This window comes from Mycobacterium sp. NGS56 (assembly GCF_059812425.1).
The window spans coordinates 394,780-407,062 of sequence record NZ_JCALCQ010000002.1; the positions used below are offsets into that span (position 1 = coordinate 394,780).

General features: G+C 62.0%; 14 protein-coding genes. 10 read left to right on the top strand and 4 right to left on the bottom strand.

All coding sequences use genetic code 11. From position 1 onward, the window contains the following. The first annotated feature begins 51 nt into the window (after window positions 1-51). On the top strand, window positions 52-762 hold the full coding sequence (locus AC5Y4F_RS09180) for a TetR/AcrR family transcriptional regulator (protein WP_082947490.1): 711 nt from the start codon (window positions 52-54) through the stop codon (window positions 760-762). 103 nt (window positions 763-865) lie between these two features. On the opposite strand, the gene AC5Y4F_RS09185 is transcribed toward AC5Y4F_RS09180, so the two are convergent. Continuing rightward, window positions 866-1,531: a TetR/AcrR family transcriptional regulator gene (locus AC5Y4F_RS09185; protein WP_499996131.1), complete on the bottom strand. Its 666-nt coding sequence runs from the start codon at window positions 1,529-1,531 to the stop codon at window positions 866-868. A gap of 242 nt (window positions 1,532-1,773) precedes the next feature. On the opposite strand from AC5Y4F_RS09185, the gene AC5Y4F_RS09190 reads away from it, so the two are divergent. After that, the gene (locus tag AC5Y4F_RS09190) at window positions 1,774-2,019 is read left to right on the top strand and encodes a DUF8691 family protein (RefSeq protein ID WP_067931870.1); all 246 of its coding nucleotides are present in this window, start codon (window positions 1,774-1,776) and stop codon (window positions 2,017-2,019) included. A gap of 163 nt (window positions 2,020-2,182) precedes the next feature. Here the strand turns inward: AC5Y4F_RS09190 and AC5Y4F_RS09195 are convergent, their stop codons facing one another. Then, window positions 2,183-2,494, bottom strand: a complete 312-nt coding sequence (locus AC5Y4F_RS09195) for a putative quinol monooxygenase (RefSeq protein ID WP_067931872.1) — start codon at window positions 2,492-2,494, stop codon at window positions 2,183-2,185. A gap of 579 nt (window positions 2,495-3,073) precedes the next feature. Between AC5Y4F_RS09195 and AC5Y4F_RS09200 the strand changes: the two genes are divergently transcribed. From AC5Y4F_RS09200 to AC5Y4F_RS09225, 6 genes are all read left to right on the top strand, one after another. After that, the gene (locus AC5Y4F_RS09200) at window positions 3,074-3,844 is read left to right on the top strand and encodes an SDR family NAD(P)-dependent oxidoreductase (RefSeq protein ID WP_067931874.1); all 771 of its coding nucleotides are present in this window, start codon (window positions 3,074-3,076) and stop codon (window positions 3,842-3,844) included. 72 nt (window positions 3,845-3,916) lie between these two features. Continuing rightward, a complete protein-coding gene (gene msrB / locus AC5Y4F_RS09205; protein ID WP_499996134.1) occupies window positions 3,917-4,402 on the top strand; it encodes a peptide-methionine (R)-S-oxide reductase MsrB in 486 nt (161 codons plus the stop codon). Next, window positions 4,402-4,956 carry a peptide-methionine (S)-S-oxide reductase MsrA gene (gene msrA, locus AC5Y4F_RS09210; RefSeq protein WP_067931929.1) on the top strand — a complete coding sequence of 185 codons (555 nt, stop codon included), beginning with the start codon at window positions 4,402-4,404 and terminating at the stop codon, window positions 4,954-4,956. The genes msrB and msrA overlap by 1 nt, the downstream gene beginning before the upstream one ends. Window positions 4,957-5,112: 156 nt before the next feature. Continuing rightward, window positions 5,113-6,201: a transaldolase gene (tal, locus tag AC5Y4F_RS09215; protein ID WP_067931878.1), complete on the top strand. Its 1,089-nt coding sequence runs from the start codon at window positions 5,113-5,115 to the stop codon at window positions 6,199-6,201. Window positions 6,202-6,247: 46 nt separating this feature from the next. Next, window positions 6,248-7,954, top strand: coding sequence for an aa3-type cytochrome oxidase subunit I (ctaD, locus tag AC5Y4F_RS09220; protein WP_067931880.1), 1,707 nt, complete (start codon window positions 6,248-6,250; stop codon window positions 7,952-7,954). A gap of 54 nt (window positions 7,955-8,008) precedes the next feature. Further along, entirely contained in the window at window positions 8,009-8,452 is a 444-nt protein-coding gene (locus AC5Y4F_RS09225; protein ID WP_067931882.1) for a hypothetical protein, read from the top strand. Between the two features lie 32 nt (window positions 8,453-8,484). Here AC5Y4F_RS09225 and AC5Y4F_RS09230 read toward each other — a convergent pair whose 3' ends face one another. Both AC5Y4F_RS09230 and AC5Y4F_RS09235 read right to left on the bottom strand, forming a co-directional pair. Then, window positions 8,485-8,742 carry a hypothetical protein gene (locus tag AC5Y4F_RS09230; protein ID WP_499996140.1) on the bottom strand — a complete coding sequence of 86 codons (258 nt, stop codon included), beginning with the start codon at window positions 8,740-8,742 and terminating at the stop codon, window positions 8,485-8,487. A gap of 108 nt (window positions 8,743-8,850) precedes the next feature. Beyond that, a complete protein-coding gene (locus AC5Y4F_RS09235) occupies window positions 8,851-9,525 on the bottom strand; it encodes a sigma-70 family RNA polymerase sigma factor (RefSeq protein WP_499996141.1) in 675 nt (224 codons plus the stop codon). Between the two features lie 790 nt (window positions 9,526-10,315). On the opposite strand from AC5Y4F_RS09235, the gene AC5Y4F_RS09240 reads away from it, so the two are divergent. Beyond that, window positions 10,316-10,783 (top strand): DUF5709 domain-containing protein, encoded by a 468-nt coding sequence (locus AC5Y4F_RS09240; protein ID WP_067931885.1) that lies wholly within the window; start codon window positions 10,316-10,318, stop codon window positions 10,781-10,783. A 37-nt stretch (window positions 10,784-10,820) separates the two neighbouring features. Beyond that, on the top strand, window positions 10,821-12,236 hold the full coding sequence (locus AC5Y4F_RS09245; protein ID WP_499996143.1) for an NAD(P)H-quinone dehydrogenase: 1,416 nt from the start codon (window positions 10,821-10,823) through the stop codon (window positions 12,234-12,236). Window positions 12,237-12,283: the final 47 nt, after the last annotated feature.

Consider the following 12,283-nt stretch of genomic DNA (forward strand, 5'->3'; position numbering starts at 1 on the left):
TCTAGTGGGGTATAAATCCCATACTGGCCGGCGGCGCGGTAATCTGACGGCATGTCCGAAGAGGATGCCGACCAGATGCCAATGACAAGTCGTGGGCGAGCAACGCGCGACCGCATCATCAGCTGCGCCGCGGAGCTGCTTGTGACCGAAGGAGTTTCCGCGGTAACTCAGGATCGGGTACGGCAAGCCGCCTTGGTCAGTGGCTCACAGCTGGCGCATTACTTCGCCGACAAGGATGCGCTGATACGAGCCGTCATCGCTCGGCAAACCGAGGTGCTGCTGGACTTTCATCGGCAGCCGGCACTGAACAATCTGGACACCTTCGAGGATTTCGAGAAGTGGGTTGAGCTCACGTTGGTGTTGAGTCGGCGGCAACATCGCCATCCCGCGTTGCCGACGTATGGGATGCTGGCCGGCCAACTGGGCAAGCACAACGAGCAGACGCGCGAACTGCTCGCCGAGGGGTACCGGCAGTGGACCGCGCTGTTGCGCCGTGGTCTGGCGCGCATGAAGAAAAGCGGGTTGCTTATCGAGTCCGCTGATCCCGCGGCTCTGGCCAACGTTCTGGTGACGGCGCATGAAGGCGGAGGCTTGATGGCCGGCGCGTACGGCAAGACCTGGCCGGATCGCGACGCGCTGACTTTCGCATTGAGTTACCTGCGCCAGTTCGCCGCTCGGCCGCGTCACCGGCGAGCAGCGACTCCGCGGGCGGCTGGGACCTCCACCCGTGCGGAGCGGCCGATGAAATCCCGCGCGTCATGACCTCACGCACTCGAATCGATGAGCAGGGTAAGGGGGCCTGATCGGCGGTGAACGGCGTTGTTGGACTTCAACATCGGTTGCCCAGTAAGGCGATGCGCGCCGGCTAGCGCCTGCGACTCGAGGCCGCCTTACGTTCAACAGCCGCATGCGGTTGGGTCGCAAACGAACGGACGTAATCGACGGCGGCATTCAGTGCGTCGCGCAATGGTGCGATAGTGCGAGTCGTATGGGTGAGCAGCGACCCGCCCTGGTGGGCGGCGACGAGCACTCGAGCGAGATGCAACGGATCGGCATCGGCACGCAGGTCTCCGCGTTTACGCATCGAGCTCAATGCGGTGCGAAACAGCGCAATCCACTCCTCGTAGACCGCGCTGAGGTCATTTCGGACATCATCGTGCGGTGGGACCAATTCACCGACTAACGAACCGAATGTGCAACCGCCCACACAGTTCATGTCGCTCTGCTTTTGTGTGTTGAGATCAGCCCACTTCTGCAGCGCCTCGAGACTGTCCAGCCTGGACAGTTCACCCGAAGTGTGAAACGCGACCAATTCATCACGGCGCCAGCCGATGACGCCGCGCACCATGGCGGGCTTGTCATCGAAATAGTGGGTCATCTGCGATCCACTCACCGAGGCCGCCTTGCGCACAGCGTTGGCCGTGGTGTTGTGCAGCCCATTCTTATGTACCAGGTCGGCGGCCGCGCCGACGATGCGTGCATAGGTCGCCCGACCCCGTGGGGTCAGGCCCGCAGCGGTGTCATCAATCATGTCCGAGTTTCACAGAGGGTCCGAAGTGGTAGCTCAACGACGTAATTGACAATCCTACCGGCACCCATGTCCAGCAGCGTCATAACGCTCCGCAGTTCCGACCCCCCGAGAACTGTACGGTTCGACAGGATCACGGCTGCCGGCATCAGTACTTTTCACCTGGGTGAGGTCGTGTGCTGGGCGATGGCCACTCACCCCGCCGCGATCGACACTGACTAAGCACAGATTGAGCGGAGGTCAAAGTGAAGCCAACGGCGTATCAGATCTGCGTTCGCGGTCAGCTCAGCGAACGGTTTGGGTCGGCTCTCGAAGGCATGCGCCTGCAGACTGGTTCGGCAATGACGACATTCACCGGTGAGGTGCGCGACCAGTCGCAGCTCTACGGTCTTCTCAACCGGGTCAGCGATCTCGGCCTTGAGCTTGTGAGCGTGCAACCGTCTCTCGAGACTGATGGGATGGCCGTCGCATCGCGCGTACTCGGCATATGAGCGATGGGGATTTTCGTCCACCGCCGAAACCGTCAAGCGGCCCGACCGGCCACATCAGCTTGTGCTTGGCTGGCTCGCGAACCATCTGCGCCTGGCTCCGAATCCGCCGACACTGGTGACCCTCCGTTCGAGTCATCCAAACGTCCTGTCCAGGTCAGAGGGCTTAGCGACTCAACACCCTGTAGAAGGTGACCTGGGACTCGCCGCCTTCGGCGAACTGGGCCAGGGCTGCCACGCTGAGCGCGTAGTGATCGGTTTGGACGTGAAGGTCGACACTGTGCTGGTCGCGGAACCGTTGGTAAAGCGTGAAATGTCCAGGCAGAGAGCGGTCTTCGTGAAGCCGGAAAGTGCAGACACCTCCTTCGGCCAGCGACTGGGGGATTAACTCGACAAACGCGCGGCGCAGGTCATCGCCTCTACCTGGCAGAGCCGTGGCCTCGGTGATCAGCACCACTTCTTCATCTGAGCCGTACATTGTTGACGCTCCTTCCCCTCAAAGCTGTGTGCAGCCGCCGTACCGAGGAAGCGCCCTGCGGGCGTAGTACTCAGTTCAGGTGGCTGATTGAGATGATGTGGCGCGCCTGTCGCTGTGCATAATGGCCGCTTAAAACAATTCGCAACCGATCTTCCCTATCGCGCTCTGGGTATTATAACCCACTTTTGGCTAGAACACACGAGCAGTGACCTAACGGTCAGGTGTCATCGGAACCCGAAAGCGAATTCCACACTGCGAGTGCGCCATTCAGTGGGACACCGAGCTTCTATCTGCAGCGGCGCCCGAACCCGGTTTGATGTCACGAAGCCGCGCGCCGCATGACGACAACACACATCGACGGGGCTTCAGGTGTCATAGTTGGCCCCGGCACTACGCCCGGACTCACCCGGGTGAAACAGCGTCTGGGTGATGACAGCTCACCCCGCCGGGCAGAAGACTAAGGCCAGTTCAACGTCGGCATACATCACGCTCTGTGTCGTCGGCAGGGCTAACAACGTTTCTTGCTGGGCAACGGGCCCAGTAGGAGTCGCCGAGAATGATCAGCAGAAGGGTCTCACCATGCACTTCGATTCCAAGAAGGTCATCGTCGTCGGAGGCAGCGCCGGCATGGGCCGGCAGGTCGCCGTTGATATCATGCGCCACGGTGGCAGCGCCGTGATCGTCGGCCGGTCAAAAGACCGGGTCGATGACACCGTGACCGAACTGACCGGCGCGGGTGGCCAAGCGTGGGGCATCACTGCCGAGCTGACGGATCGCGAGGCCGTCGCCGACGTTCGGCGCGCGCTTTCCGAGCAGCACAGCGACGCGACGCTACTCGTCAACGCGGCCGGATACTTCATCCCCAAGCCATTTCTCGAGTACGACCAGCAGGTCTACGACTCATACATGGAGCTCAACTACGCCCTGTTCTTCCTGACCCAGACCGTCGTTAAGGGCATGATCGCCCGCGGGGAGGGCGGCTCCATCGTCAACATCGGCAGCATGTGGGCACACCAGGCCATCGGCGCGACCCCATCGTCGGTTTACTCGATGCAAAAGGCCGGTCTGCATGCGCTCACCCACAACCTGGCCATCGAGCTTGCCGAGCACAAGATTCGGGTCAACGCGGTTGCGCCGGCCGTCGTCAAGACCCCGCTGTACGAGAAGTTCATCCCCAAGGACGAGATCGACGCCACCTTGACCACTTTCGCGCCGCTTCATCCCTTGGGGCGGGTAGGTACCCCCGCTGACGTGGCCAACGCTGTGACATACCTGCTGTCCGAGGAGGCCAGTTGGGTCACCGGCGCGATCCTCAACGTCGACGGCGGCATCATGGCCGGCCGCAACTGACCCAACAACGACGCGAATGCACCCTAATGCAAAGTGCGTCACCACAAAGCCTGTGCAAACGAAGGAGATTAGGTGTCACACCAATACAGCAAGGACCCTGCCGCGGTCGAGGCGTTAAGCCCTGAGCAGTACCACGTCACGCAGGAGAGCGGCACGGAGCCTCCGTTCACCGGCGAGTACTGCGATAACCATGAGCCCGGCATCTACGTTGACATCGTTTCTGGCGAACCGCTTTTCGCCTCGGTGAACAAATTCGACAGCGGAAGTGGCTGGCCCAGCTTCACCCAGCCCATCGATGCGGACAGCCTGGTGGAGAGGCGCGATCGCAGCCACTTCATGGAGCGGGTCGAGGTGCGGTCAGCGCACGCCGATAGCCATCTGGGTCACGTGTTTCCAGACGGTCCCACGGAAGCCGGCGGGTTGCGCTACTGCATCAACTCGGCCTCGCTGCGATTCATACATCGCGATGACCTGGAAGCCCAAGGTTATGGGCAATATCTGCAGCTGTTCACGGACGATGTGTCGGTGCAACACCAAAGCACCGGCGAGGAGAAATGATGACCAACCACAAGATCGCCATTCTCGCCGGCGGGTGCTTTTGGGGCATGGAGGACTTGTTCCGCGAGCAGCCCGGTGTGGTGTCCACCCGTGTCGGCTACACCGGCGGCAGCAACAGGAATCCCACCTACCGCAATCATCCCGGTCACGCCGAGGCACTCGAAATCACCTACGACCCAGACGAGACCGACTACCGGGCACTATTGGAATTCTTCTTCCAGATACACGACCCGACCACGAAAAACCGTCAGGGCAACGACGTCGGAACCAGCTACCGATCTGCAATCTTCTATCTGGACGACGAGCAGAAGCAGATCGCCTTGCGCACGATCGCCGACGTCGAGGATTCAGGCCGATGGCCCGGCGCAGTCGTCACCGAGGTCAACGCGTCCGACGAGTTTTGGGAAGCCGAACCCGAGCACCAGAACTACCTACAGCGCTACCCATCCGGCTACACCTGCCACTACATCCGCCCCGACTGGGCACTGCCCGACCGCGGTAACGGCACAGGTCCGGGGGCAGCGACGGCGGAACATGCCAAGCCCGCTCCATAAGGGCATGTGCCCGGGGCCACGAGACAGGGACTCGACAACACCGCCTGATTGGCGCGTGCTGTTGAGCGCGTATGCGCCGCTTGTGCTCTGCGGCGCCGCGTGTGCCGCAGGACGGGTTACACCGCGACCTCGCAACCGGCAAGTGGCGGTGACGGGATGACTCAGAACTCGAATCTGGCTGCGCTGTCGGCGGCGGGGGTGTCGGTCTGGCTGGATGACCTGTCTCGCAACTTGCTGCAATCCGGCAAGCTGCGGCAACTGATCGACACGAGAAGCGTTGTAGGCGTGACCACTAACCCGTCCACGTTTGAGCGCGCGCTTGCACACGGCCGCGCCTACGACGGCCAGATCGCCGAGCTGACGGCCCGCGGTACCGACATCGACACCGCAGTGCGCACGGCGATCACCGACGACGTCCGGGCGGCCTGCGATGTGCTGCGTCCGCAGTGGGAGACGTCCGACGGCGTCGACGGAAGAGTGTCCATCGAAGTCGACCCGACGCTGGCACACGATACCGATGCGACAGTCACGCAGGCCATCGAATTGGCCAAGATCGTCGACCGGCCCAACGTGTTCATCAAAATACCGGCCACCGACGCGGGGCTGCCCGCGATCACCGCGGCGCTGGGCAAGGGAATCTGTGTCAATGTGACGCTGATCTTTTCGGTCCAACGGCACCGAGCGGTGATGAACGCTTATCTGGACGGCATCGAAGCCGCCCAACAGGCGGGCGTCGACCTGTCTCAAATCCATTCGGTGGCATCACTGTTCGTGTCGCGGGTCGACGCCGAAGTCGACAAGCGACTCGAAACGATCGGCACGGATGAGGCACTCAAACTGCGAGGACAGGCGGGCATCGCCAACGCGCGATTGGCCTACGCGGCCTACCAGCAAGTTTTTGAAGCCGCGCCACGTTACGCCGCGCTGCGCGCCGCGGGTGCTCGCGTGCAGCGCCCGCTATGGGCCTCCACTGGAGTGAAAAGCACTGCTTACCCCGACACGATGTACGTCACCGAACTGGTGGCGCCGAACACGGTCAGCACTATTCCTGAGCCGACACTGGAGGCGGTGGCCGACCATGGCTTCGTCGCCGGTGACACCGTGACTGGCAGGGCGACGCAAGCGCGGGAAGTGTTCGACCGGCTGACCGCGGTCGGTGTCGATCTGCCTGACGTGTTCGCTGTGCTCGAACATGACGGAGTGTCCAGGTTCGCGGCGTCCTGGTCGCGGACGCGTCAGCGCTAAACATTGGGCGCCGCTTCACCTTCTACGCATCTAGGAGACGGATCTAATGTCCACCTCGGCGCCGCCGTTAGGAGGGCTTCGGGCCGGCCGGCCATTTCCCGAGCGTACCGGCCCCACGGGTAGCCTGCTCTACCGGCTGATCACAACGACGGATCACAAAGTGATCGGGATCATGTATGTCGTCGCTTGCTTTACATTCTTTTTCGTCGGCGGGCTCATGGCGCTGCTGATCCGTGCCGAGCTGGCCGCACCGGGTCTGCAGTTCCTGTCCAACGAGCAATACAACCAATTGTTCACTATGCACGGCACTGTCATGCTGCTGTTCTATGCGACCCCGGTCGTGTTCGGGTTCGCCAACTTGGTGCTGCCCCTGCAGATCGGCGCCCCCGATGTCGCCTTCCCGCGGCTCAACGCATTGTCGTTTTGGCTCTTTGTGTTCGGTGCGTTCATCGCCCTGGCGGGCTTCATCGCCCCCGGTGGGCCAGCGGCATTCGGCTGGACCGCTTACACCCCGCTATCGGACGCCGTCCATTCGCCGGGCCCTGGTGGTGACTTATGGATCCTCGGGCTCATCGTCGGTGGGTTGGGCACCATCCTCGGCGGGGTCAACATGATCACGACGGTCGTGTGCCTACGCGCGCCGGGCATGACGATGTTTCGGATGCCGGTGTTCACCTGGAACATCCTGGTCACCAGCATTATGGTGCTGGTGGCGTTCCCGCTTTTGACGGCCGCGTTGTTCGGGTTGGCCGCCGACCGTCATCTTGGCGCACACGTATTCGACGCAGCCAACGGCGGAGTCCTGCTGTGGCAGCACATGTTCTGGTTCTTCGGTCATCCGGAGGTCTACATCATCGCGCTGCCCTTCTTCGGCATCATCACCGAAGTCATTCCTGTGTTTTCCCGCAAACCGTTGTTCGGCTACACGACCATGGTCTACGCGACCATCGCCATCGGGGCGCTGTCGATCGCGGTGTGGGCGCATCATCTCTATGCGACCGGTGCGGTGTTGCTCCCCTTCTTCTCCTTCGCCACCTACCTCATTGCGGTTCCGACCGGGATTAAATTCGTCAATTGGATCGGCACAATGTGGAAGGGGCAGTTGACCTTCGAGACCCCGATGTTGTTCGCGGCGGGCTTTTTGCTGACTTTTCTGCTCGGCGGCCTGTCGGGTGTGCTGCTGGCCAGCCCGCCAATCGACTTCCACGTCACCGATACGTATTTCGTCGTCGCCCACTTCCACTACGTGCTGTTCGGGACCATCGTGTTCGCCACTTATGCCGGGGTGTATTTCTGGTTTCCGAAGATGACCGGGCGGCTACTCGACGAACGGCTGGGCAAGTTGCACTTCTGGCTGACGCTGATCGGTTTCCACACAACATTTTTGGTCCAACACTGGCTAGGTAATAAGGGAATGCCGCGCCGCTACGCTGATTACCTGCCCACTGATGGGTTTACGACACTCAACATCGTGTCGACGATCGGAGCACTCATCCTTGGGGCTTCGGTGCTGCCGTTCGTATGGAACGTGTTCCGTAGCTGGCGTTACGGCGAACCGGTCACCGTCGACGACCCATGGGGCTATGGCAACTCCTTGGAGTGGGCCACCAGCAGCCCACCCCCTCGGCATAACTTCACCGAACTTCCCCGCATCCGCTCTGAGCGGCCGGCTTTCGAACTGCACTATCCGCACATGATCGAACGGATGCGCAGTGAGGCGCATTTCCTGCGCGCACGAGCGAACATGCGCTAGCTGGAACCGGATGTTTGTGATGGGGGCGGAGATTCGATTCAACAAGGAGGAACTGTGAGCGGCTACGTTGCTGGGGCCATTGGTGGCATTGTCGGCGGTCTCGCCATAGCCGTGCTAGGCATGGCCTACGGCGCCGCGAGCGGGCGGGGTTTGTGGGCGCTGCCCAACAGCATCGGCGGAATTATATTGGGCCCCAGACGCGCTGACGTAAGGCGATTTGGAGTGGCCACCCTCGTTGGCGCGGCCCTACACCTCCTGCTCTCGGCCGTATTCGGCATTGTCATCGTCCTTCTCGCGCAGGACTTCACGCACGCGTACCTCATAACTGGCCTGGTGGGTGGGGCGGCGCTCTGGCTCATAAACTATCTCGGCATCGGCGCGATCCATCTGGGTGCACGTCAGGTCGCGAAGCTGAATCCTGTCCCGATCGCGCTAGCGCTTCACCTACTATTCGGGTTCATTGCCAGCGGTGTGGCCGTCCTAATTCAGCGGCCGTGAGATTTAAAAAACCGGCTCGTTATCTGCTGCAACTAGGCTTCTTCCAATGCCTCACCAAGTGATTGCAGAACCTTGTTGTGCTGCGCGTTGACAAGCGTGTGACCCACCAGCAACGTGGCGACGACAGGCCATTCCATGATCCCAAACACGGCCAACGCACCGACACCGGCATAGAACACGAGATGTTCCGGTGCCGATAACGTTACGCCGACACTCCAGGGCGACGACGGGGTAGCCGTGCACTTGCGGTGTGCTCTTGCTTTGTTCATCATGTTCATCATGTTCATCATGCCTCCTCCTGATCTCCCGACCGATTCGCATGGAGCACCGATGGGGGCACCATCTACTTGGCATGCGGCGTTGGCCTCTTTCTTCGCCGTCGGCGTGGCCAAGGACGATCAGTGATCAACGGCTGGTGGATGACCGCAACTGAGCTTGGCGCCGCTGACGATTGCACGCTCTTGGGTTGCCTTGTCCGTGGTCTTGTTGACCGTCCTGCCGGCTGGCGAGTCGAATAGCAATTCGCGCAATTGTTTTCGTCCCCGGTTGAGCCGCGAACTCACGGTTCCTTGCCGGGTGTTTGTCATGGCGGCGATCTCTTTGTAGGAGTATCCCGCAATGTCGGCAAAATAGACGGCGATGCGAAAGCGCTCGGGCAACACCATCATTGCCGCCTTGAGGTGGGGATCTGGCAGCACTTCGAGGGCCTGGTCTTCGGCCGACCGTAGGCCCCCAGGCGTCCGTGGCCCGCTGGCCGCGAGTTGTCGATCAGTGATTTCACCAATCGGGTGTTGTGCGGGACGGCGCGTTTGCTTCCGGTAGCCGTTGATATAGGTGTTGGTCATGATCCGCCGCAGCCATGCCTTGAGGTTCGTTCCTGGTTCGAACGCCCTGAGACCGGCATAAGCGTTGAGCATCGTTTCTTGCACCAGATCCTCCGCATCCACCCGATTGGAGGTCATCCGAAGAGCTTGCCGATACAGCGGCTCAAGGAGCGGGGTGACGGCGGTTTCAAATTGAGAGGTCAACGCGGCGTCCGGCGCCGTGGTACATCCCGCGCGCACGCGACCCACGTTAGATCCCTGCCATGGCGGAAAGCATTGGCACGCCTTGAGTCCGGCCACCGCTTGCCGGAGGCAGGCAAAACCCGTCCGCAGGGAACCGGTCCGGGAGAGGAGTTCTGGTCAGCTCGGTGGACCAGCCCGTGGAGGAACGCCAGGACCGAATGCGCGAGCGTCTAGATGTGGCGGCGCCGGTCATTGCATCGTCTTCTTTCTGGCGCGGTACGTGCGGCCGATTGATCCTGATAAATCCCGATCTGGGCTCAACGCCCCGGCCGAGAAACCGGTGAAGTAGCCGGCAGTGTTTCCTCGTCCCCAGAACCTCCGCTGGTCACTCTGGTGCCAGCATCCACCGTCGGCGGGTGAGTGGTCATCACCCGCCGACGCGATTCATCCGGGTGAACGCCCGCGCGACCCACGACATCGGGGGGCCGTCAAGGCTATGGCTCCTTGGTTTAGTGGTGCGGTAGCGACTGCACCTCCCGCCCCCGTCAATCGGCGGTCGTCGAGGGCGTGACAACGCTTACCAGTTGCGTGGCGCGTCGATGACGAACCCGTTGGGGTTCCTGGGCGCAGATTGCTGCGCTCTGACCGGGTCGGGCGTCGATCTGTGCGATCAGCGAACTGGTCCACCGGTCTGACGATCGGTCAGTCGTCTATCACCCGGGTGAGTCATGGCGGTGGGCGACGACAGTTCACCCGTCTGCACGCCATGATCAGAACGTCCACAGCTGCGCGGTTGTATGCCCTTGTTCAACCCAACGACGGACCTCGCAGCGCTAATAGGACCTCGCAGATACGGATGGAGACGGCGCCGATGGGGATGTCTGAATTCGATGATGTGCAGGCTCATCTGCTCGAACCAGAAGAAAGCCTGGACTCAGAGCAAACTGGCATCGACTTCGACGAAGGCTATTCACCCCCGGAACGGCCACGTGAATTGAGGGCGTGGGGGCTCACGGCGAGGGAAGCGCGGACCCACGAAAGTCTGGCGCGCCGACTGGCCCGTGAGGTGCCCGACGTGACCGATCAGTGGGATGGCGACGGAATCGGTGATAGCGCCGACAGTGATGGTGAGCCGATCGACGATCAGGTTGGCGACGTGCGCGCAGGGCGGTTGGTCGCCTTCGACGTCGACCCTACGGATCCTGCTACGGATTACCTTGCCCACGACGTCGGCATTGACGGCGGTGCCGCCTCGGCTGAGGAAGCCGCCATCCATATCGTCGTCGACGAAGACGCCAGCGCCGGTGGGGGATGGCGGCTCTGATGAACCTGCCATCCGGCCAGTTGGTGAAATTTGAGCTGTGGTGACCCGCATTGTGATCCTCGGCGGCGGCCCCGCCGGCTACGAAGCGGCATTGGTTGCAGCTGCGCGAGATTTCGCAGTGTCCAGCGTCACCGTCGTCGATTCCGGCGGAGTCGGTGGCGCTGCTGTGCTGTGCGACTGCGTGCCATCGAAAACCTTTATCGCCTCCACGGGGCTGCGCACCGAACTGCGACGGGCAACCAGCCTGGGTTTCGACATCCACACCCACGACGCCAATATCTGTTTGGTGGAAATCCACCAGCGGATCAAGACGATCGCTACCGAACAATCCGTGGATATCACCACGCAGCTACTGAGCATGGGTGTCGAATTGATCGCGGGCCGCGGCGAACTGGTTGATGCGGCTCCCGGTCTGGCGCGTCACCGCGTCAAGGTGACAACCCGCGACGGCAGCACGACGACCCGAGATGCCGATGTTGTGTTGATCGCCACCGGTGCCAGCCCCCGGATCCTGCCGTCGGCGCGCCCCGACGGCGAGCGCATCCTGACCTGGCGCCAGCTCTACGACCTGGACTCGTTACCAGAGCACCTCATCGTGGTGGGATGCGGGGTGACCGGCACCGAATTCGCCAACGCCTACACCGAACTCGGTGTGGCCGTGACGCTGGTAGCCAGCCGTGACCGGGTGCTGCCCTACGAGGACGCCGACGCCGCACGGGTGCTCGAGGAATCGTTCGCCCAACGCGGGGTCAACCTGTTCAAAAGGGCCCGGGCACAATCCGTGCGGCGCACCGACGACGGGGTGTTGGTGGCAATGACTGACGGCCGCACCGTCGAGGGCAGCCACGCATTGATGACACTCGGGTCAGTGCCCAACACCAGCGGGCTAGGTTTACAGCGCGTGGGCATGGACCCAGGACCCGGCAATTACATTGCCGTCGACCGGGTGTCGCGGACATCGGCCGCGGGCATTTACGCTGCGGGGGACTGCACAGGCGTTCTGCCGTTAGCCTCGGTCGCCGCGATGCAGGGCCGGATCGCGATGTATCACGCGCTCGGCGAAGCCGTTAATCCGCTCCGGTTGCGCACCGTCGCGGCGACGGTGTTCACCCACCCCGAGGTCGCGACGGTGGGCGTCTCGCAGGCCGCGATCGACGACGGGTCGATTCAGGCGCGTGTCGTCACGCTGCCGTTGAAAACCAATGCGCGGGCCAAAATGTCGGAGCTGCGTCAGGGCTTCGTCAAACTATTTTGCCGGCAGGACAGCGGCGTGGTAATCGGCGGCGTCGTGGTCGCGTCGATCGCTTCCGAACTGATACTACCGATCGCGCTTGCCGTTCAAAACCGCATCACCGTGGACGATCTGGCGCAGACGCTTGCGATCTATCCGTCGCTGTCCGGCTCGATCACCGAGGCGGCGCGTCGGCTCATCGCACACAACGATCTGAACTGATGCACGAACTGAATAGGCGAATGAGGGACAGCCAGTCGAACTCAGGG

Coding starts and splice junctions, on each gene's coding strand:
- AC5Y4F_RS09180 (WP_082947490.1), top strand. CDS start 52: ATGTCCGAAGAGGATGCCGACCAGATGCCAATGACAAGTCGTGGGCGA.
- AC5Y4F_RS09185 (WP_499996131.1), bottom strand. CDS start 1,531: ATGATTGATGACACCGCTGCGGGCCTGACCCCACGGGGTCGGGCGACC.
- AC5Y4F_RS09195 (WP_067931872.1), bottom strand. CDS start 2,494: ATGTACGGCTCAGATGAAGAAGTGGTGCTGATCACCGAGGCCACGGCT.
- AC5Y4F_RS09200 (WP_067931874.1), top strand. CDS start 3,074: ATGCACTTCGATTCCAAGAAGGTCATCGTCGTCGGAGGCAGCGCCGGC.
- msrA (WP_067931929.1), top strand. CDS start 4,402: ATGACCAACCACAAGATCGCCATTCTCGCCGGCGGGTGCTTTTGGGGC.
- tal (WP_067931878.1), top strand. CDS start 5,113: ATGACTCAGAACTCGAATCTGGCTGCGCTGTCGGCGGCGGGGGTGTCG.
- ctaD (WP_067931880.1), top strand. CDS start 6,248: ATGTCCACCTCGGCGCCGCCGTTAGGAGGGCTTCGGGCCGGCCGGCCA.
- AC5Y4F_RS09230 (WP_499996140.1), bottom strand. CDS start 8,742: ATGATGAACATGATGAACATGATGAACAAAGCAAGAGCACACCGCAAG.
- AC5Y4F_RS09240 (WP_067931885.1), top strand. CDS start 10,316: ATGGAGACGGCGCCGATGGGGATGTCTGAATTCGATGATGTGCAGGCT.